We start from the raw sequence: 21,125 nt of genomic DNA, 5'->3' as shown, positions 1-21,125 counted from the left end.
TAGATAGCAAACGTAAAGAAGCGTTGGCTTTTCCTCGGGAAGAGCTAACGCTTTTTTTTATTAATTCCTACCTTATTTATTACGTACGATAAACAATATTTCGTAACTTTGCGCGTCAAATACTTAATAAGCAATTCAATGTCAGAGTCTAAAAGAATAAAAACCGCATTGGTATCTGTATACCACAAGGAAGGTTTGGATGAAATTATTACCAAACTTCATGAAGAGGGAGTAGAGTTTCTGTCTACAGGTGGAACTCGCCAGTTTATTGAATCATTGGGATATCCTTGCAAAGCAGTGGAAGATTTGACCACATATCCTTCTATTTTGGGTGGTCGCGTAAAGACATTGCATCCGAAGATTTTCGGAGGTATTCTTTGCCGTCGTGGTTTGGAGCAAGATATACAACAGATCGAAAAATATGAGATTCCTGAAATAGATTTGGTCATTGTTGATTTATACCCGTTCGAAGCTACAGTAGCTTCCGGTGCATCTGAAGCAGATATTATTGAAAAAATCGATATAGGCGGAATCTCTTTGATTCGTGCCGCAGCTAAGAACTACAACGACGTAATAATCGTAGCTTCTCAAGCTCAATACAAACCACTGCTGGATATGTTGATGGAACATGGTGCTACTTCTACACTTGAAGAACGCCGCTGGATGGCAAAAGAAGCTTTTGCTGTTTCTTCTCACTACGATTCAGCTATTTTTAACTATTTTGACGCAGGTGAAGGTTCTGCTTTTCGTTGCTCAGTAAACAATCAAAAGCAACTTCGTTACGGCGAAAACCCACATCAGAAAGGTTATTTCTACGGAAATTTGGAAGCTATGTTCGATCAGATTCATGGAAAAGAAATTTCATATAATAATCTGCTTGATATCAATGCCGCCGTTGATCTGATTGAAGAGTTCGATGATCTTACTTTCGCTATTCTGAAGCATAATAATGCTTGTGGTCTGGCTTCTCGTCCGACTGTTTTGGAAGCTTGGGAAGATGCATTGGCCGGTGATCCGGTTTCTGCTTTCGGAGGAGTTCTGATTACGAATGGCGTGATAGATAAGGCCGCTGCAGAAGAGATCAACAAGATTTTCTTTGAAGTAATCATTGCACCGGATTACGATGTGGATGCGCTCGAGATCCTGGGACAAAAAAAGAACCGTATTATCTTGGTTCGTAAAGAAGGTAAATTGCCGAAGAAACAGTTCCGCGCTTTGTTGAACGGTGTACTGGTTCAGGATAAAGATACAAATATTGAAACAGTAGCTGATCTGAAGACTGTAACAGATAAAGCACCTACTCCGGAAGAAGTAGAAGATATGCTGTTTGCCAATAGGATTGTGAAGAATAGTAAGTCAAACGCCATTGTATTGGCAAAAAACAAGCAATTGTTGGCAAGTGGTGTTGGTCAGACATCACGTGTAGACGCCTTGAAACAAGCAATCGAAAAAGCTAAATCATTTGGTTTCGACCTGAATGGTGCGGTGATGGCTTCCGACGCCTTCTTCCCCTTCCCCGACTGTGTGGAAATAGCGGATAAAGAAGGTGTTACAGCAGTTATTCAACCGGGTGGCTCTGTAAAAGACGACCTGTCTTTCGCCTATTGCAATGAACATGGAATGGCAATGGTGACTACCGGTATCCGTCATTTTAAACATTAATTATTAATGAAGAATGAAGAACTAATAATGAAGAATTGCCGTACGGTAGTATCCTCATTCTTAATTCTTCATTCTTAATTCTTCATTTAAAAAGTATGGGATTATTCTCTTTTACACAAGAAATAGCGATGGACTTGGGAACAGCCAATACCATCATCATCACAAACGGTAAGATTGTGGTGGATGAGCCTTCGGTTGTAGCCTTGGATCGTCGTACGGATAAGATGATTGCCGTGGGAGAAAAGGCAAAGTTGATGCATGAAAAGACCCACGAAAACATTCGTACCATTCGTCCATTGAGAGATGGAGTGATTGCCGATTTCTATGCCTGCGAGCAAATGATGCGCGGTCTGATTAAACAAGTAAATACTCGTAATCACTTGTTCTCACCTTCTTTACGTATGGTGATCGGTGTGCCGTCGGGAAGTACGGAAGTTGAACTCCGTGCTGTACGTGACTCTGCCGAACATGCTGGTGGACGTGATGTTTATTTGATATTCGAACCAATGGCAGCAGCAATCGGTATTGGTATTGATGTGGAAGCTCCGGAAGGGAACATGATTGTCGATATAGGTGGTGGTTCTACGGAAATTGCCGTTATCTCTCTGGGAGGTATCGTTTCCAATAACTCTATCCGTATTGCTGGTGATGATTTGACTGCTGACATTCAGGAATATATGAGTCGTCAGCACAATGTGAAAGTCAGCGAACGTATGGCCGAGCGTATCAAGATCAATGTAGGTGCTGCCTTAACAGAACTGGGTGAGGATTCTCCAGAAGATTATATCGTTCATGGTCCGAACCGTATTACTGCACTTCCGATGGAAGTTCCTGTATGCTATCAGGAAGTAGCTCACTGTTTGGAAAAATCAATTTCCAAGATTGAGACAGCTATCTTGAGTGCATTAGAAAATACACCGCCCGAATTGTACGCTGATATCGTACACAATGGTATTTATCTTGCTGGTGGTGGTGCATTGCTTCGTGGTCTGGACAAACGTCTGACGGATAAGATAAATATACCTTTCCATATTGCCGAAGATCCCTTGCACGCAGTAGCTAAAGGTACAGGTGTGGCATTAAAGAATGTAGACCGTTTCTCATTCTTAATGAGATAGGCAGGAGATGCGGAATTTAATCAACTTCCTTTTGAAATACAATTACTGGTTCCTCTTCATCGTATTAGAGGTAGCCAGTTTTGTTTTGTTATTTCGGTTCAATCATTATCAGCAGAGTGCTTTCTTTACCTCTGCAAATGTGGTTGTGGGGGCTGTTTATGAAGTTTCCGGAGGAATTTCCTCTTATTTTCACCTGAAATCGGTCAATGAAGATTTGTTAGACCGGAATACGTTGCTCGAACAACAAATCAACAACTTGGAGAAGGCATTGAAAGAAAGGCAACTCGATTCTATCACTATCAATAGTATCAAAGAAATACCTCAAACAGATTATCAACTGTTTAAGGCGCACGTTATCAAGAATAGTCTGAATCTGGCAGATAATTATATTACTCTTGATAAAGGTTCTTTGGCTGGGATTCGTTCAGAGATGGGCGTAGTGGATGGAAATGGAATTGTAGGAATTGTATATGAAACTTCTCCGTCTTACTCGGTAGTGATTTCGGTATTAAATAGTAAATCCAATATCAGTTGTAAGATTATTGGCAGTGATTATTTTGGTTATTTGAAATGGGAACATGGGGATTCGCAATATGCTTATCTGAAAGATCTGCCTCGCCATGCTGAATTTAATTTGGGGGATACTGTAGTGACAAGCGGTTTTTCGACAGTCTTTCCTGAAGGTATCATGGTAGGAACGATAGATGATATGTCCGACTCTAATGATGGCTTATCTTATTTGTTGAAAATCAAACTGGCTACAGATTTCGGTAAATTAAGTGATGTACGGGTTATTGAACGGAAGGGACAACGGGAACAACAGGAACTTGAAAATAAGGCTGCTAAACAATGATAATTACTTTTGTACATAGAATAGGATGGTTTATCGGATTGGTGCTGCTTCAGGTATTAATCCTGAATAATGTCCATATTGTCGGATATGCTACTCCCTTTCTCTATATTTACTTTATTCTGAAGTTTAGCTCCGGTACTTCCCGGAACGAACTGATGCTGTGGGCTTTCTTTTTGGGGCTTACTATCGATATTTTTGCCGATACTCCTGGTATGAATGCAGCAGCAACTGTTTTTCTGGCTTTTCTTCGCCCTTCGTTGTTGCGCCTTTTTACCCCGCGTGATACCTTAGATAGTATCATTCCTTCTTTTAAGACAATGGGGATATCTCCCTTTTTGAAATATACGACTGCAAGTGTCTTTGTACATAGTCTGGCATTACTCACCATTGAGTTCTTCTCGTTTTCCAGCATACTGCTGTTGTTATTACGGGTGGTTTTATGCGCCCTTCTGACTGTAACCTGCATTATAGCTGTTGAAGGCATTAGGAGATAGAAATGGCAAAAGATTATATTTTAGAGAAACGAAAGTTTGTGATGGGGGGAGTTGCCGTCTCAATCGTATTAATTTATTTGATACGTCTTTTCGTATTGCAGATCACTACTGATGACTATAAAAAGAATGCTGATAGCAATGCTTTTTTGAATAAAATTCAATATCCTTCACGCGGAGCGATTTATGATCGTAATGGTAAGCTATTGGTATTTAACCAACCGGCATACGATATTACTATTATTCCAAAAGAAGTAGAGAATCTGGATACACTTGATTTATGCCAGTCATTGGGAATCACTAGAGAACAGTTCCTGAAAATCATGGCAGATATGAAAGATCGTCGTCGAAATCCTGGATATTCGAGGTATACCAATCAAGTATTTATGTCCCAGCTTTCGGCGGAAGAATGCGGTGTCTTTCAAGAAAAGTTGTTTAAGTTTCGTGGCTTTTATGTACAGCGTCGTACCATTCGCCAATATTCGTATAATGCAGCTGCACATGCTTTGGGAGATATTGGGGAAATCTCTGCGAAATTGCTTGAGGCAGATGAAGAAGGTTACTATATTCGTGGTGACTATGTAGGTACGTCCGGAGTTGAGAAATCGTATGAAAAATACTTGCGTGGCGAAAAGGGAATTGAGGTTCTGCTTCGGGATGCTCATGGGCGTATACAGGGACATTATATGGATGGACAGTTTGACCGTCCTTCTGTTCCTGGAAAGAATCTGACTTTGAGTTTGGATATTGATCTGCAAATGTTAGGTGAGCGGTTATTAAAAAATAAGATTGGTAGTATTGTTGCTATTGAACCGGCAACAGGAGAAATTCTTTGTATGGTAACTTCTCCTAATTATGATCCTCATTTGATGATTGGTCGCCAACGTGGAAAGAATCATTTGATGTTGCAACGTGATAAGATGAAACCTCTTTTGAATCGTGCAATTTCAGGAACATATCCTCCGGGTTCTACTTTTAAAACGGCACAGGCATTGACATTTCTACAAGAAGAAATTGTAACTAAAGATAGCCCTGCTTTTCCTTGTTCTGATGGTTTTCATTATGGACGATTGAAAGTTAGTTGTCATACACATGCTTCTCCATTGCCGTTGATTCCATCTATTGCAACATCATGTAATGCTTATTTTTGTTGGGGATTATTTCGTATGTTTGGTGATCGTAAGTATGGCTCACCTCAACAAGCTATTACTGTTTGGAAGGATCATATGGTATCTCAAGGATTTGGCTATAAATTAGGTGTTGATTTACCGGGAGAGAAACGAGGATTAATTCCGAATGCTCAATTCTATGACAAAGCTTATCGGGGTCATTGGAACGGACTTACAGTGATCAGTATCTCTATCGGTCAAGGGGAAGTTTTGGCTACTCCTCTTCAAGTTGCTAATTTGGGGGCTACTATTGCTAACCGAGGACATTTTATTACTCCGCATATTGTAAAGGAGATACAAGACAATCAATTAGATAGTGCTTATCGTGTTCCGCTTTATCCTACCATTGAGAAACGCCATTATGAATCTGTGGTGGAAGGGATGCGAGCCGCAGTTACTGGAGGAACCTGTCGTGAGTTATCATTGATGATCCCTGATTTGGAAGCTTGTGGAAAAACCGGAACTGCTCAGAATAAAGGGCACGACCATTCTGCTTTTCTGGGTTTTGCACCAATGAATAATCCCAAAATTGCAATTCTTGTTTATGTAGAAAATGGTGGATGGGGGGCGAAATATGGTGTGCCTATTGGTGGATTGATGATGGAGCAATATATAAAGGGAAAGCTTTCTCCTAAAAATGAAATAGTGGCAGAAGAATTCAGTAACAAAGTTATATTATATGGTAACGAGGAACGATAGTTTGTGGAAAACACTGGATTGGACAACGGTTTGTATTTATCTAATTCTGATTGTTGCTGGGTGGTTTAGTATCTGCGGGGCTAGCTATGATTATGGCGATCGCGATTTCTTGGACTTTTCGACTCGTGCCGGCAAGCAGTTTGTTTGGATTGTCTGTTCGTTTGGACTCGGCTTTGTGCTGTTGATGTTGGAAGATCGGATGTATGATATGTTTGCCTACATTATATATATAGGACTCATTTTGTTACTTATCGTCACCATTTTTATAGCACCGGATGCAAAAGGTTCCCGTTCTTGGTTAGTAATGGGACCTGTCAGTCTGCAACCGGCGGAGTTTGCCAAGTTTGCTACAGCGTTAGCACTTGCCAAGTATATGAATTCCTATTCGTTCAATATAAAGAAGGAGAAATGCGCCTTGGTGCTGGGACTAATTATACTTCTTCCGATGTTGTTAATTATTGGACAAAAGGAAACTGGTTCGGCATTGGTATATTTGGCTTTTTTCTTGGTTCTGTATCGTGAAGGAATGCCCGGAGTTGTGTTATTTGCCGGAGTATGTGCGGTTGTATATTTCGTAGTCGGAATCCGTTTTGATGAAATATGTATAGCAGATACACCCACTCCTTTAGGAGAATTCATAGTATTACTACTGGTTTTGTTTTTTGCTGGTGGAATGGTTTGGGTATATCGTAAAAAGTGGGAACCAACACGAAATATAATCGGGGGAAGTATGCTTATTTTGCTTATTGCCTATTTTTTATCAGAATATTGGGTACATTTTAGCTTGGTATGGGTACAATGGGGATTATGTATCTTTATAATAGGTTATTTATTTTATCTGGCACTAAGTGAACGGCAACGCTCTTATTTTCTAATAGCCCTTTTTGCGATAGGCTCTATCGGTTTTTTATATTCCAGTAATTATGTGTTCGACAATGTATTGGAACCTCATCAGCAAGTCCGTATCAAAGTCGTATTAGGATTGGAAGAGGATCTAACAGGTGCAGGTTATAATGTAAACCAATCTAAGATTGCTATTGGCTCCGGTGGTTTGACGGGAAAAGGTTTTCTGAATGGAACGCAGACCAAATTGAAGTATGTTCCGGAACAAGATACTGATTTTATTTTCTGTACAGTAGGAGAGGAGCAAGGTTTTGTGGGGTCAGCAGCTGTCTTGGTAGCTTTTCTTGTGTTGATTCTCCGACTGATCGCTTTGGCAGAACGGCAACCTTCTACCTTTGGACGTGTGTACGGATATTCAGTAGTCAGTATTTTCCTTTTCCACCTGTTTATAAATGTTGGAATGGTGTTGGGATTAACCCCGGTCATTGGTATTCCTTTACCGTTTTTTAGTTATGGAGGTTCCTCTTTGTGGGGCTTTACGATATTACTATTTATATTTCTGAGGATTGATGCAGGACGAGGTAGAAGACTTTAATCATGTTTCTTCTCAATGCGGATACCAATATCATTGAGACCCTTTAGTTTCTCGTCTTTCATTCCGCTTACAATTCTGAATGTATAATTTCCGGGATATAATGGACGAACAGATTTAAAGAATACAGCCGATTGGTAAATACTTCCCCAACCATTTCCTAGCCATTTCCCTGTGGAATCTGCCAAGTTAATTGTGATTGTATCCGTAAGAAATACAGTGGAATCCTGTAAATTCTGGCTAATGAATAAATAAAGATTGTAATAGGGATAATTACTCTTGTTACGAACCTCTGTAAACAATCTGAATGTAGGTGGAATAGAATCAGTAATAGGAATCTGAAAAGAGAGTGTATCACTCTTTGCCCATCCCTCATCGGGAAGGGATTGGTAAGAATGATACACTGTATTCTCATTGCACGCTGCTGTCAGGCAAACGCTGAATAAACAAAATATACTATTCCTGAACAGGCTTCTCATTATTTTGTGGCTTCTCTTGATTTCTGTTTCTTTCCGGTTTTGGAGAGCGTTCCTGATTAGACTGATGGTCTTGTACTTGAAGGCGTTTTTGCCCACGTTCCTGATTAGGTTGGCGTTCGGAATTCGGATTTTGTTGTCTTTCAGGATTCGTTCCCCTCTCAGGACGTCTGTTTTCATTATTCCGTCCTTGATTCTGTCCTCTATTCCGGTTGTTATTCTTGGAACGATTTTCTCTGTCCCCCCTATTCATATTCTCATTTTCAACAACCTGCGGACGTTTCTCGTTGTTATCCCGTGGAGCTTGTTGCAGACGATTCCCATATTCAATTTCCTGTTGTGGGCGATTCCCATTTTCAACTTGTTGCTGTGGGCGGTTATTGTTTCCTTTTTTCTTCTTTTTATTCCGGTTACCGTTATTGTTTCCGTCTTTGTTCTTGCTGCGGTCAAAGCGAGTTAAACTTTCCTGTTCTAGCAAGTCTATTGGCTTTTTCGGTTCTTGTTTGTTTTCAGCTTCCAACAAACTATCTGGTTTCATGCCTTTCTTGTTCATTGCGATCACTTCAAAAGCACGTTTCCCGCTGATAGTAACTAGATTAGCTGGGAAATTTTTGTCGGTTGAATAAGAAATTTGATTATTCAGAATATCTGCTTTGAAGAAATAGAAAGTACCATCCTTAGTTTCCAGTTCGATTTCTTTGGAAGGAAGCCGTTTTTGGGCTTCTACATAACAATCTACCTCGTAATTCAGGCAACATTTCAGTTTGGCACACTGTCCGGCAAGTTTTTGAGGATTCAGAGAGATATCCTGATAACGAGCAGCACTAGTTGAAACTGAAACAAAGCTTGTCATCCATGTCGCGCAGCAAAGTTCACGACCACAAGGACCGATTCCCCCGATACGTCCAGCTTCCTGGCGAGCACCAATTTGCTTCATTTCAATGCGGACGCGGAATGCTTCAGCAAGTACTTTAATCAGTTGGCGAAAATCTACACGTTCGTCAGCAATATAGTAGAAGATAGCTTTATTACCGTCTCCCTGATATTCCACGTCACCAATCTTCATATTCAGATTCAGGCTCAAGGCAATCTGCCGTGCACGAATCATTGTGGCGTGTTCTTTAGCCTTAGCTTCATTGAATTTCTCCATATCCACCGGTTTTGCTTTTCGGTAGATTCTTTTGATTTCGGTATCTGCTTTGAAATTAGCCTTCTTCATTTGCAGAGGAACCAATCTTCCAGTCAGTGTTACCACACCAATATCGTGTCCCGGTGCAGCTTCCACAGCGACTACATCCCCTTTTTCAAGTTTAATCTTATTACTGTTGCGGTAATACCCTTTCCGGGTATTTTTGAATTGTACCTCAACCATATCACATTCCTCTGCGTTGCCCGGTATGTCCGCCAGCCAATCATAGGTGTTCAATTTATTATCTTGTCGGGAACATCCTTTGCAGCAAAGACCGCCGCTCCCATTATGAAGTTTATATTCCATAGTTTTATATATTAATTTATTGCTTCAACAGTACAATCATTTTCAGTGAGAAATCGAAAAATACCATCTTAGCATTTACATTCTGTTCAATATGTAGTTGCGCTTCGCTTAGTTCGTCCATGATTCCCATAACATTGCGTTCATTGACGAAGGGAGCAAAGCGGGATGCGAAATTTTGTTCGTTGATCGTCATATAAGTCAGATCGCGTTGATGCAGGTTGTAGATAAAGTTTTCCCGAATCATGCGCTGACAATATTCCAAAAAGTTCTTTTGGCGTTCACGTCCCATGGCAGCTACCTGTTCGCTCCACATTTTCATCTCTCTGATTTTTCGTTGGTAGGACAATCGCATCAGGCTGACGAATAAATCGAAGAACAATTGGTTTTCTTCATTCAGATGAATCGTTTCAAGTGCTTTAATAAAGTTTCCGTTTGCCATATGGGCAATGGAAAGACTATCGGCAGGTTGAATACCATACTTGGTTTGAAGTACTCGGTCAATCTTGTTTTCATCTATCCTCCGTACATTCATCCGTTGCGTACGGCTTAAAATAGTAGGAAGAATCATCTCCGGTGCTTCCGATACAAGCAGAAAGATGGTCTTTTCCGGTGGCTCTTCGAGTAGTTTCAGTAGCTTGTTGGCACATACCGGGTGCATCTTTTCCGGTAACCAGACAATTGTTATCTTGAATCCTCCTTCGCTAGACTTCAAACTGAGTTTCTTCATAATCTCATCGCTCTCTTTCGCATATATCAATGCCTGAGAGTTTTCTGCATCCATTTCGCCTAGCCAATGGTTCAGGTTGAAATAAGGATTATTCAGAACAAAGGGGCGCCAATCCGCAATATAATCATCGCATACTTCCCGTTTTCCTTTCGCACTCTTGACGATAGGAAAGACAAAATGTACATCCGGATGAACGAGTTTATTAAATTTTACGCAGGACGGACATGTACCACAAGCATCAGTTTCTCCACGGTTGGTACAACTAATATAGCGTGCATAGGCAATAGCTAGTGGCATTTTCCCGACTCCTTCCGGTCCACAAATGAGTTGGGCATGTGGAATCCGTCCTTCATTCACTTCCAGAATAAGTCGTTGCTTAATTTCTTCTTGTCCGATTACGTCTCTAAAAAACATATCAATAAATGGCTTTTGCTACTTCTTTAATACTGTCTACTGCTCCAATCGAGTAGAAATGAATACTTGGAACTCCATGAGCCATCAACTCCTTGCATTGTGCTACACACCATTCAATGCCCACTTGTTCAGCTTCCGCATCGTTTTTGCATTTCAAAGTTTCTTTTACCAACTCTTCCGGCAAGTCTACTTTGAATGTTTTTGGCACCATACTCAGTTGAGACAGCTTTTTGAAAGGTTTAATCCCCGGAATAATAGGAACATTGATACCTGCGGCTTTCGCTTGTTCTACAAACTTGAAGTATTTCTTGTTATCATAAAACAGTTGTGTCACAGCATATTCAGCTCCAGCTTCCACTTTCTTTTTCAGCCAATAGAGGTCGGATTCTATATTGGGTGCCTCTTCATGCTTCTCTGGGTAACAAGCTACTCCAAAAGAGAAAGGAGAATTGGTAACTTTCATCTCTGACCCATCAACAAAAATACCTTTATTGAAATTATTAATTTGTTGTTGTAATTCGATTGCATGATGGTATCCGTCACCCTCAGGGGTAAATACCGATTCATGTTTTGCCTTGTCGCCACGCAGGACAAGCAGATCTGTAATGTTCAGAAACTGTAAGTCTAGCAATACATATTCAGTCTCTTCACGAGTGAAACCACTGCATAAAAGATGAGGAACTACCGTAATATTATATTTATTCTGAATGGCAGCCGCTACAGCAACTGTTCCCGGACGTCTTCTTAAACGGGTTCGTTGGAAAAGCCCGTTGCCTAAATCTTTGTATACGTATTCACTGCGGTGAGTGGTGATATTGATATATTTCGGATCAAATTCTCGAAGAATATCGATTGTTTGATACAGTTTTTCGATTCCGGTTCCTTTCAGTGGAGGAAGAATTTCGAAAGAAAAAGCTGTTTTTTCGTTGCTATGTATTAAGTCAATTACTCTCATTCTTTTTTATAAATGTTCGTTGTTTATTTATATTAAACATGCATATTGGGACAAAAATACGAAAAAAGAAAGATTTCTCTCCTGTTTTTTTCTAAAATAGTTTGGTATCAATGCTATTAAATTGGTGAAAGGTTGCTTGTTTGTTGATGAATGGATAAAAATATGTGAGATATTCTGATTTATATGATAATTTGGTTGTATATTTATAGCATATTTTCCTAACACAAGTAATCATTGATAATGATAAGTTAATGAGGTAATCGATGAAATTATACTATGATTATTTTAACGCACCGGGCATTTTGTTCCAATGTGTTTATACAATTCTGCCATTAGTTGATGGATCCTTGTGGAATTCTAAAAAGTCGGATGAATAAATACTAAAGTAAAATAATAAATAATTTGCTATATGGACAGATCGTTTTTTTCTGAAATAATTTGTACTTGTTTACTGCTTTTCTTTGCTTCTGTTGCGGAAGCTCAAAATAAGATGGAAAAAGAAAACAATGTAGTAACAGTCGATCCCTCTTCATGGTGTGCAATAGACGGACAGGGTAATAAGATGGATCCTGGAACTACAATTTATCCGGATAAAACTGAACGAAATAATAAGTTTGTGGGTATTTTCTATTTTATTTGGCATGGTTGCCATGGATATGATAAACCTGCCAATTATAATGATGTCCAAATACCTGCTGCTACAGATGTGAAAAGCCCTTATGATCTGTCGAAAATATTAGCAAAGGACTCGGTAAACCCTCAATGGGGACCTGCTCATGCCATGCATCACTGGGGAGAGCCTTATCTTGGATACTATGTATCAAATGATGAGTGGGTGATACGTAAACATGCTCAAATGTTATCGGATGCAGGCGTGGATGTGGTTGTTTTTGATGTAACCAATGCATATACATATATTCCTGTTGTGAAAAAAATTCTGGATATTTATACTCAAATGCGGCATGAAGGAAATTTGACTCCTCAGTTTGCTTTTATCTTGAATTCTTCATCGTCCAATACATTTAATATTCTGTATTCGGAGATATATGCGAAGAAATTATATCAAGATTTGTGGTTTCGATGGTTGGATAAACCTTTGATTTTGGTAGACCCGAGTGCAGTTCCTGTTGCTTGCAAAGATATGTTTACCATACGCCATTCTTGGTATTTATGGAATAATAAGGGAGTGGATACTTGGTTTGGAGATGGAGTAGACAAATGGCCATGGGCAGGATTGTATCCTCAACAAGCTGGTATCCATGAAGGAAAGAATGAATTTGTATCGGTGGCTGCTGCTACTCATCCTATATCAAATATCGGGCGTAGTTTTGATGTAAAGACTAATACTGAACCTAAGGTCTTTTCTTCAGGTAAAGGTACTTATTTTCAAAGCCAGTTTAATCGGGCGATGGAATTGGATCCTTCATTTTTGTTTTTTACAGGGTGGAATGAGTGGACTGCCCAACGCCAGATTGCGTCGCAAAATAATGAAGTTTCGATGCCTGACCGGAATGTTCAAAAAGGAGATACCTATTTTGTAGATCAATACAATCATGAATTTAGTAGAGATATTGAACCTGTCAAGGGGGATTTCGGGGATAACTATTATTATTTGCTTGTAGATTATATCCGGAAGTTTAAAGGAGTTCATAGACAGCCCGTAACAGAAAAAAAACACAAGATTAAGATTGACGGGAATATGATGGATTGGCAAAAAGTAAATACTGTATATGCTGACGATCAGGGAGATACAAAACATCGTAATCATTTTGGTTGGGGACGTCTGGGGACACTTGTCAATACAACGGGGAGAAATGATATCATTCTATCAAAAGTAGCAACTGACGGTACAAACTTATTCTTTTATGTGAAAACAGCTGAACCCATCACACCTTACAATGATTTGAACTGGATGCAATTATTTATTCAGGTACGAGGAAATAATGCTCCTTCGTGGGAAGGCTTCCAATTTGTGGTGAACAGAACAGATGTGGGTACTGATAAAACAATATTAGAGAAATGTAAAGGTGGATGGGATTGGGATAAAGTGAAGTCGGTTTCTTATCGCATTAAGAATAATGAAATGGAATTATCTATTCCAATAAGAAGTCTTTCAATCGTAGATACTACTAACTTTTCTATTGATTTTAAATGGATAGATAATGCAGCTGCCGATGGAGACATTCAGACTTGTATGAGTGATGGTGATTCGGCTCCTAACGGACGTTTCCGATATCGTTTTGTTTATAGTAAAAGATAATTGAACTTATAACTAAAAATATTAAAGTATTCCAGATAAATACCAGTATTTAATTACTTGAATATAAACTTAACCTGAGTTTACATAAGGTTTCTATGAGATTTTGATATATGGAAACTTTTGGATGTGTGAACTCAGGTTAAATTAGAACCTACTTATCAAGGAAAGACTTCTTCATTCTGGCAATATCTGTTAAATAATCCTGTAAGTCCTGCTCATGTTCTTCTTCTTCTGCAAGAATATGTTTTGCAATGTCACAGGTTGTAAAATCTTTGCCATTAGTGAAGTTGGCAATTTCCTGATAGCGTAGAATTGCACAACGTTCAGAAGCTACATTGTCTTTTAGTAAACTAACCGAATCGAACTCATTAGGAGCGTCATATTTACATCTAGCCAATTCAAACCATTTTTTAGGGTCCAGTACGGGGACACCTTCTAATTCGATAATTCGGTTGGCAAGCAGTTGAGCATGATGGCGTTCTTCTTCTGCGTGTTCTTCGAATTCACCCTGCACATCGGCACGCATTGCTCCTTCTACTACCAGTGCACCTACCCAATATTGATAGTATGCTAACCATTCTTCAGCTAATGCTGCATTTAATTGTGAAATCAAACTTTCAACGTCTAATTTTCCCTGTAAGATTTTTACACTTTCTCTAGCCATAATTTAATGTTTAAGTTATATGTTTAAGTCGTTTTGGTAACAGCATAAAATATGCTTTTGTTTGCGATTTGTGGAAGATTTAACAGAAATAATCTGAGATGTGATTGAGGTTAACTGTATACTCTAATCTTTTACATAAAAAAATGGAATGATAGGAATGTTGATCGAGGAAATTGTTTACTTTTGTATTGTGTTTCATTAAGAAATATATTTTGTAGACTAGGAGATATCTAGTTATTATCTGCCACTATAAATCTGGTAAATTTGTGCATACGCAGATAGTAAATGAGAAATCTTCATGTTCAGTTCGATTATAACTTAGGTTATATATCCTCTGGGCGTGGAGCTATTGCTCATTGTCCGTATGCGGGTTTTACCAGAACCTTTAGTGGAATAATAGTAATAGTTCCTGCGCCCTTTCCTAGGGGAGCGCGGAACGGCAATTAAAATTTTAAATGATGGAAAATCGCGTTTATTCTTGCCGTATGAAGGTTGATTTGGAGAGGTCAAGTGATAAGATTATGTTTTTGAAAGAGAATTGGGTCTCTTTGTTTGACGACATAGAATGTGGCTCAATGGGGACTAAAGACGATGTTTGTGCACGTTGTTTGCTTAGTACTGCACTGAAATTGATTCAGAATGAACGAAAGCGTTCTATATTTGATACGCTAAAAGTGAAATGGAACTGCTTGTTTCATAAGAAGCGCTAAACAAATATACGGAATCAATTATTTATTCTAATTCTGCAATTAAAACTTGAATTCAGCGTACTCAACGTTTTTTTTGCTCGTTTTATTGTCACTTGTCACTTTTATGAGATAATATATTGATAATTAATGTAGTCTTTGTGATAATAAAGTGGTGACAATAAGAAATTCGTACGTTTTATTGTCACCTTACCTAGTCTTATTATCACCTTTCTTCATCATCATTATATTTTACTTTTATTTTGAATCATTTATTAATAATCAATGATTAATGCAAACAGTCAAAATAATCTTCTAATCTCTCTTTCTATGTTCATAAGGCGTTTTCTATTGTTTTTTTCGTTCAAGCACGAGTGGTAAAAGTGCTAAATATTAGAAAATAATGTTTTTAGTGTTGAACATATTCATAATATTGGATGAGATCTCCTATACATTGTATCTTTGTCATATATATATTGATTGTTTCAAACGCTGAAACTAATAGTTTCCCTTAGAGAAACTGTTTTATCCTTTATAGAAAAGTATGGATCCTTCTTACTAAAAGTAAAATATATTTTAATGATTTATTTGATTTTACTGATTTCAGTAATGTGACGGCAAGTTTTTTCGTCACACTTCCATCACATATTGCAATCACACTATTAATTGCAGATATTCAGTATTCTATATATTCATACGTGGCGGGTGATGAATATATAAATTTTAATTCTATATGTGTACTGAAGCTGAATTCACGTTTCACCTTATTTTATACCTGATGCTTTTTATAAATGCATCCGTTTTCTCACTCCTTGTAATGTGGTTTCTATTCTAGTTCTTAGTTCTCTTCTCCCTTTTTTGGATAATTCGTTTTTCGTTCATTCAATTTTATCCCCTCAACTCTCTCTCTCTCTCGAATCTCTCTCGCTTTAAATATAATAATGAGTCCCCCTATTCCCCTCCTTCCTTCCCCTCTCCAAATTATGTTATACAACATCCCTCTCCCTCAGCCATTTATCCCCAATCTTAAAAAAACTTGCATAAAAAGTACTCTAAAATTAGGATCATATCTTAAAATCCCCTACTTTTGCACCCGCTTTCCAAGAGAAGAAAGCCTTAGTTACTTGACAAACTGCAAAAGCGTAAATCAGGTTAAGACAAAGAACAAAAAAACTTCCAAAAAGTTTTGGAAGCAATAGCATAAAGTTCTTATCTTTGCACTCCGATTCGCAAAGAAACCGGTTTATCCCCAGTTCCTTCATCTTGTCCCTTCTTTCCCTTTCGATAAGAGAGCCTTAGAAAGAGCCAAGAGAAAAGCTGAAAAAAAACTTTTCCAAACATTTGGTAGTTTCAAATAAACCCCTTACCTTTGCACCCGCTTTTGAAACCAAAGCAATTAAGTTCTTTGACATATTGATAAACAATACAAGTAGTACAAGAAAAAAAATAGAACCGTCAATACCTTTTAAATAGGTATTAGATTGAAGTCAATAAAACGTACGGCATCCGGCAGAGATCACAGATATCCTTTTTGGATATTCAAAAATACTTTTACAATGAAGAGTTTGATCCTGGCTCAGGATGAACGCTAGCTACAGGCTTAACACATGCAAGTCGAGGGGCAGCATATTTCTAGCAATAGAAACGATGGCGACCGGCGCACGGGTGAGTAACACGTATCCAACCTACCTTTTACTCGGAGATAGCCTTTCGAAAGAAAGATTAATATCCGATAGTATAAAAAAATCCCATGATTTTGTTATTAAAGAATTTCGGTAAAAGATGGGGATGCGTTCCATTAGATTGTAGGCGGGGTAACGGCCCACCTAGTCATCGATGGATAGGGGTTCTGAGAGGAAGGTCCCCCACATTGGAACTGAGACACGGTCCAAACTCCTACGGGAGGCAGCAGTGAGGAATATTGGTCAATGGGCGTAAGCCTGAACCAGCCAAGTAGCGTGAAGGATGACTGCCCTATGGGTTGTAAACTTCTTTTATATGGGAATAAAATGCTCCACGTGTGGAATATTGCATGTACCATATGAATAAGGATCGGCTAACTCCGTGCCAGCAGCCGCGGTAATACGGAGGATCCGAGCGTTATCCGGATTTATTGGGTTTAAAGGGAGCGTAGGTGGACAGTTAAGTCAGTTGTGAAAGTTTGCGGCTCAACCGTAAAATTGCAGTTGATACTGGCAGTCTTGAGTACAGTAGAGGTGGGCGGAATTCGTGGTGTAGCGGTGAAATGCTTAGATATCACGAAGAACTCCGATTGCGAAGGCAGCTCACTAGACTGGTCACTGACACTGAGGCTCGAAAGTGTGGGTATCAAACAGGATTAGATACCCTGGTAGTCCACACAGTAAACGATGAATACTCGCTGTTTGCAATATACCGCAAGCGGCCAAGCGAAAGCATTAAGTATTCCACCTGGGGAGTACGCCGGCAACGGTGAAACTCAAAGGAATTGACGGGGGCCCGCACAAGCGGAGGAACATGTGGTTTAATTCGATGATACGCGAGGAACCTTACCCGGGCTTAAATTGCAACTGAATATAGTGGAAACACTATAGCCGCAAGGCAGTTGTGAAGGTGCTGCATGGTTGTCGTCAGCTCGTGCCGTGAGGTGTCGGCTTAAGTGCCATAACGAGCGCAACCCTTATCTTTAGTTACTAACAGTTGACGCTGAGGACTCTAGAGAGACTGCCGTCGTAAGATGTGAGGAAGGTGGGGATGACGTCAAATCAGCACGGCCCTTACGTCCGGGGCTACACACGTGTTACAATGGGAGGTACAGAAGGCCGCTACCTGGTGACAGGATGCCAATCCCCAAAACCTCTCTCAGTTCGGATCGAAGTCTGCAACCCGACTTCGTGAAGCTGGATTCGCTAGTAATCGCGCATCAGCCATGGCGCGGTGAATACGTTCCCGGGCCTTGTACACACCGCCCGTCAAGCCATGAAAGCCGGGGGTACCTGAAGTACGTAACCGCAAGGAGCGTCCTAGGGTAAAACTGGTAATTGGGGCTAAGTCGTAACAAGGTAGCCGTACCGGAAGGTGCGGCTGGAACACCTCCTTTCTGGAGCGATGTCGTTACCGTTGCATGGCCGTAGATAGCTTCTCACTCCTATTCTATAAATAGAAATGATTATCATTCTACCTCAACCATCCAACATATAGACTATCAAGGTTCTATTTAATGTACTACTAGTACTTGTTTATTTATAACATATAGATCAAATCTATAGAAGTATAGATAGAGATAAACAAGAGAAAACAGAAGCCGAGTCTAACGATGGTAGACAAGGTTGAATTATCGAGCAAGAGATAGCATAAGCGATGCTTGCATCGATTATGCCGAAAGCAGCCGATAATGCGTAGAACACAGTCCTATAGCTCAGTTGGTTAGAGCGCTACACTGATAATGTAGAGGTCGGCAGTTCAACTCTGCCTGGGACTACTTCGAAGAAGCAAAAAGGAACACGAATGGTATGAATAAAAACAATACCTCCCTCCTTATTCTTCATAATCTTCGGGGGATTAGCTCAGCTGGCTAGAGCATCTGCCTTGCACGCAGAGGGTCAACGGTTCGAATCCGTTATTCTCCACCATCTCGCAAGAGAAACGATCTTTGACATGATGAAACAAAAAGTAAAATTTAGTAAAGAGCTAAAAGTATATATCAAGCCGCACACTCTTCATTGGATCAATTGGTATCTTCGTAGCAATACAACGATTCCCATGCCAACCATGAAGAAGTCAGTTTGAAAGAAAGTAAGCAAGGGCGCATGGCGGATGCCTTGGCTCTCGGAGGCGATGAAGGACGTGATAAGCTGCGATAAGCTCTGGGTAGGTGCAAATAACCCTTGATCCAGAGATTTCCGAATGGGACAACCCGTCATTCTGAAGGAATGACATCCATCCTCGATGGAAGCTAACGCAGGGAACTGAAACATCTTAGTACCTGCAGGAAAAGAAAATAATAATGATTCCCCTAGTAGTGGCGAGCGAACGGGGACTAGCCCAAACCATAGTTGTTACGGCAATTATGGGGTTGTAGGACCACGATGTCGCATGACATCTGGTGAGAAGAACGATCTGGAAAGTTCGGCCATAGACGGTGATAGCCCGGTATTCTAAACCAGACGAAGCGTAGTGGTATCCTGAGTAGCGCGGGACACGAGAAATCTTGCGTGAATCCACCGGGACCATCCGGTAAGGCTAAATACTCCCGAGAGACCGATAGCGAACCAGTACTGTGAAGGAAAGGTGAAAAGCACTTCGAATAGAAGAGTGAAATAGTCCCTGAAACCATGCGCCTACAAGCGGTCGGAGCTGTTAAAACAGTGACGGCGTGCCTTTTGCATAATGAACCTACGAGTTACTTTTTCCGGCAAGGTTAAGTGTCTAGAGACATGCAGCCGAAGCGAAAGCGAGTCTTAATAGGGCGTCCAGTCGGAAGGAGTAGACGCGAAACCAAGTGATCTACCCTTGGGCAGGTTGAAGGTTAGGTAACACTAACTGGAGGACCGAACCGATAAGCGTTGAAAAGCTTCCGGATGACCTGAGGGTGGGGGTGAAAGGCTAATCAAACTTGGAGATAGCTCGTACTCCCCGAAATGCATTTAGGTGCAGCCTTGTGAGTTACTAATGTGAGGTAGAGCGACTGATAAGATGCGAGGGCTTCACCGCCTATCAAGTCTTGACAAACTCCGAATGCGCATTAGTCCAATCACAGGAGTGAGGGCATGGGTGCTAAGGTCCATGTCCCAAAGGAGAAGAATCCAGACCATCAGCTAAGGTCCCCAAATAAACACTAAGTTGAACTAACGAAGTCAGATTGCTAAGACAGCTAGGATGTTGGCTTGGAAGCAGCCATTCATTTAAAGAGTGCGTAACAGCTCACTAGTCGAGGAGTTTGGCGTGGATAATAATCGGGCATTAAGTGTTTTACCGAAGCTATGGGATCAGCAATGATCGGTAGGGGAGCATTCCACTCCGCGTCGAAGGCGTAGCGTCAGCTATACTGGAGCGTGTGGAAAAGCAAATGTAGGTATAAGTAACGATAAAGGGGGTGAGAAACCCCCTCGCCGCAAGACTAAGGTTTCCTGATCAACGCTAATCGGATCAGGGTTAGTCGGGTCCTAAGGCTCAGCCGAACGGCGAAGCCGATGGCAGAACAGGTTAATATTCCTGTACTACCTTAAAGAGTGATTGTGGAGACGGAGCAGTGACAATACCGCGGACTGACGGAATAGTCCGTTAAAGGGTGTAGATGCTGATCATCCCAGGCAAATCCAGGATGAGAGTCGAACCTGATAGTATACCGAATTCTTCGGAATGAAGTAATAGCGTATGTAATCAAACTCCCAAGAAAATCCGCTAAACTTAATCTTTGAGGTACCCGTACCGTAAACGGACACACGTAGTCGGGTTGAATATACTAAGGCGCTTGAGTGAATCACGGTTAAGGAACTAGGCAAATTAACCCTGTAACTTCGGGATAAAGGGTCCCAGCTTTTCGGCTGGGCGCAGAGAATAGGTCCAGGCAACTGTTTAACAAAAACACAGGGCTGTGCAAAATCGAAAGATTCGGTATACAGCCTGACACCTGCCCGGTGCTGGAAGGTTAAGAGGAGATGTCATCGCAAGAGAAGCATTGAATTGAAGCCCCAGTAAACGGCGGCCGTAACTATAACGGTCCTAAGGTAGCGAAATTCCTTGTCGGGTAAGTTCCGACCTGCACGAATGGTGTAATGATCTGGACACTGTCTCAACCGTGAGCTCAGTGAAATTGTAGTATCGGTGAAGATGCCGATTACCCGCGATGGGACGAAAAGACCCCGTGAACCTTTACTATAGCTTAACATTGAATTTGGGTAATTAATGTGTAGGATAGGCCGGAGACTTTGAAGTTCAGACGCCAGTTTGAATGGAGTCGCTGTTGAAATACGGCCCTTTGATTATTTGAGTTCTAACTCGTAATTTCGAGGACACTGTTTGGTGGGTAGTTTGACTGGG

General features: G+C 40.5%; 14 protein-coding genes, 2 tRNA genes and 2 rRNA genes. 13 read left to right on the top strand and 5 right to left on the bottom strand.

Features of this window, described 5'->3' with window-relative positions; genetic code table 11:
- The first annotated feature begins 138 nt into the window (after positions 1-138).
- The 6 genes from purH to rodA all read left to right on the top strand — a co-directional run bounded on the left by purH (position 139) and on the right by rodA (position 7,430).
- Positions 139-1,662: a bifunctional phosphoribosylaminoimidazolecarboxamide formyltransferase/IMP cyclohydrolase gene (purH, locus tag EJF25_RS11805; protein WP_125041268.1), complete on the top strand. Its 1,524-nt coding sequence runs from the start codon at positions 139-141 to the stop codon at positions 1,660-1,662.
- 95 nt (positions 1,663-1,757) lie between these two features.
- A complete protein-coding gene (locus EJF25_RS11800; protein ID WP_025075355.1) occupies positions 1,758-2,780 on the top strand; it encodes a rod shape-determining protein in 1,023 nt (340 codons plus the stop codon).
- A gap of 7 nt (positions 2,781-2,787) precedes the next feature.
- Complete coding sequence (gene mreC / locus EJF25_RS11795) at positions 2,788-3,633, top strand: rod shape-determining protein MreC (protein ID WP_125041267.1); 846 nt, start codon at positions 2,788-2,790, stop codon at positions 3,631-3,633.
- Complete coding sequence (gene mreD, locus EJF25_RS11790) at positions 3,630-4,127, top strand: rod shape-determining protein MreD (protein WP_125041266.1); 498 nt, start codon at positions 3,630-3,632, stop codon at positions 4,125-4,127. The genes mreC and mreD overlap by 4 nt, the downstream gene beginning before the upstream one ends.
- Positions 4,128-4,129: 2 nt before the next feature.
- Entirely contained in the window at positions 4,130-5,992 is a 1,863-nt protein-coding gene (locus EJF25_RS11785; RefSeq protein WP_125041265.1) for a peptidoglycan D,D-transpeptidase FtsI family protein, read from the top strand.
- Positions 5,973-7,430, top strand: a complete 1,458-nt coding sequence (gene rodA / locus EJF25_RS11780) for a rod shape-determining protein RodA (protein WP_125041264.1) — start codon at positions 5,973-5,975, stop codon at positions 7,428-7,430. The genes EJF25_RS11785 and rodA overlap by 20 nt, the downstream gene beginning before the upstream one ends.
- Here rodA and gldH read toward each other — a convergent pair.
- Genes gldH through metF form a run of 4 tightly spaced genes read right to left on the bottom strand, consistent with a single transcriptional unit; the run spans position 7,427 to position 11,494 of the window.
- Positions 7,427-7,906 carry a gliding motility lipoprotein GldH gene (gldH, locus tag EJF25_RS11775; protein WP_125041263.1) on the bottom strand — a complete coding sequence of 160 codons (480 nt, stop codon included), beginning with the start codon at positions 7,904-7,906 and terminating at the stop codon, positions 7,427-7,429. The genes rodA and gldH overlap by 4 nt on opposite strands.
- Complete coding sequence (locus tag EJF25_RS11770; protein ID WP_125041262.1) at positions 7,884-9,398, bottom strand: PSP1 domain-containing protein; 1,515 nt, start codon at positions 9,396-9,398, stop codon at positions 7,884-7,886. Before EJF25_RS11770 ends, gldH begins: the two co-directional genes overlap by 23 nt.
- A gap of 16 nt (positions 9,399-9,414) precedes the next feature.
- Positions 9,415-10,539 carry a DNA polymerase III subunit gene (locus EJF25_RS11765; RefSeq protein WP_125041261.1) on the bottom strand — a complete coding sequence of 375 codons (1,125 nt, stop codon included), beginning with the start codon at positions 10,537-10,539 and terminating at the stop codon, positions 9,415-9,417.
- 1 nt (position 10,540) lies between these two features.
- On the bottom strand, positions 10,541-11,494 hold the full coding sequence (gene metF, locus EJF25_RS11760; protein WP_125041260.1) for a methylenetetrahydrofolate reductase [NAD(P)H]: 954 nt from the start codon (positions 11,492-11,494) through the stop codon (positions 10,541-10,543).
- 490 nt (positions 11,495-11,984) lie between these two features.
- Between metF and EJF25_RS11755 the strand changes: the two genes are divergently transcribed.
- Positions 11,985-13,754 carry a glycoside hydrolase family 71/99 protein gene (locus EJF25_RS11755; RefSeq protein WP_235016790.1) on the top strand — a complete coding sequence of 590 codons (1,770 nt, stop codon included), beginning with the start codon at positions 11,985-11,987 and terminating at the stop codon, positions 13,752-13,754.
- A 151-nt stretch (positions 13,755-13,905) separates the two neighbouring features.
- Here the strand turns inward: EJF25_RS11755 and EJF25_RS11750 are convergent, their stop codons facing one another.
- On the bottom strand, positions 13,906-14,418 hold the full coding sequence (locus EJF25_RS11750) for a ferritin-like domain-containing protein (RefSeq protein WP_125041258.1): 513 nt from the start codon (positions 14,416-14,418) through the stop codon (positions 13,906-13,908).
- A 455-nt stretch (positions 14,419-14,873) separates the two neighbouring features.
- On the opposite strand from EJF25_RS11750, the gene EJF25_RS11745 reads away from it, so the two are divergent.
- The 6 genes from EJF25_RS11745 to EJF25_RS11720 all read left to right on the top strand — a co-directional run.
- The gene (locus tag EJF25_RS11745; RefSeq protein ID WP_125041257.1) at positions 14,874-15,128 is read left to right on the top strand and encodes a hypothetical protein; all 255 of its coding nucleotides are present in this window, start codon (positions 14,874-14,876) and stop codon (positions 15,126-15,128) included.
- A gap of 1,529 nt (positions 15,129-16,657) precedes the next feature.
- Positions 16,658-18,183: ribosomal RNA gene (locus EJF25_RS11735) — 16S ribosomal RNA — on the top strand.
- Positions 18,184-18,490: 307 nt separating this feature from the next.
- Positions 18,491-18,564: transfer RNA gene (locus EJF25_RS11730), tRNA-Ile, on the top strand.
- A gap of 74 nt (positions 18,565-18,638) precedes the next feature.
- Positions 18,639-18,715 (top strand) — tRNA-Ala (locus EJF25_RS11725).
- A 25-nt stretch (positions 18,716-18,740) separates the two neighbouring features.
- Positions 18,741-18,872 carry a hypothetical protein gene (locus tag EJF25_RS26160; protein WP_262707190.1) on the top strand — a complete coding sequence of 44 codons (132 nt, stop codon included), beginning with the start codon at positions 18,741-18,743 and terminating at the stop codon, positions 18,870-18,872.
- Positions 18,873-21,125 (top strand): 23S ribosomal RNA (locus EJF25_RS11720); the annotation flags it as partial.

Source organism: Bacteroides faecalis (genome assembly GCF_003865075.1).
Lineage (GTDB): Bacteria > Bacteroidota > Bacteroidia > Bacteroidales > Bacteroidaceae > Bacteroides > Bacteroides faecalis.
This window is presented reverse-complemented; position numbering and strand designations above follow the sequence as displayed.

Coding starts and splice junctions, on each gene's coding strand:
- purH (WP_125041268.1), top strand. CDS start 139: ATGTCAGAGTCTAAAAGAATAAAAACCGCATTGGTATCTGTATACCAC.
- EJF25_RS11800 (WP_025075355.1), top strand. CDS start 1,758: ATGGGATTATTCTCTTTTACACAAGAAATAGCGATGGACTTGGGAACA.
- mreC (WP_125041267.1), top strand. CDS start 2,788: ATGCGGAATTTAATCAACTTCCTTTTGAAATACAATTACTGGTTCCTC.
- mreD (WP_125041266.1), top strand. CDS start 3,630: ATGATAATTACTTTTGTACATAGAATAGGATGGTTTATCGGATTGGTG.
- EJF25_RS11785 (WP_125041265.1), top strand. CDS start 4,130: ATGGCAAAAGATTATATTTTAGAGAAACGAAAGTTTGTGATGGGGGGA.
- rodA (WP_125041264.1), top strand. CDS start 5,973: ATGGTAACGAGGAACGATAGTTTGTGGAAAACACTGGATTGGACAACG.
- gldH (WP_125041263.1), bottom strand. CDS start 7,906: ATGAGAAGCCTGTTCAGGAATAGTATATTTTGTTTATTCAGCGTTTGC.
- EJF25_RS11770 (WP_125041262.1), bottom strand. CDS start 9,398: ATGGAATATAAACTTCATAATGGGAGCGGCGGTCTTTGCTGCAAAGGA.
- EJF25_RS11765 (WP_125041261.1), bottom strand. CDS start 10,539: ATGTTTTTTAGAGACGTAATCGGACAAGAAGAAATTAAGCAACGACTT.
- metF (WP_125041260.1), bottom strand. CDS start 11,494: ATGAGAGTAATTGACTTAATACATAGCAACGAAAAAACAGCTTTTTCT.
- EJF25_RS11755 (WP_235016790.1), top strand. CDS start 11,985: ATGGAAAAAGAAAACAATGTAGTAACAGTCGATCCCTCTTCATGGTGT.
- EJF25_RS11750 (WP_125041258.1), bottom strand. CDS start 14,418: ATGGCTAGAGAAAGTGTAAAAATCTTACAGGGAAAATTAGACGTTGAA.
- EJF25_RS11745 (WP_125041257.1), top strand. CDS start 14,874: ATGATGGAAAATCGCGTTTATTCTTGCCGTATGAAGGTTGATTTGGAG.
- EJF25_RS26160 (WP_262707190.1), top strand. CDS start 18,741: ATGATGAAACAAAAAGTAAAATTTAGTAAAGAGCTAAAAGTATATATC.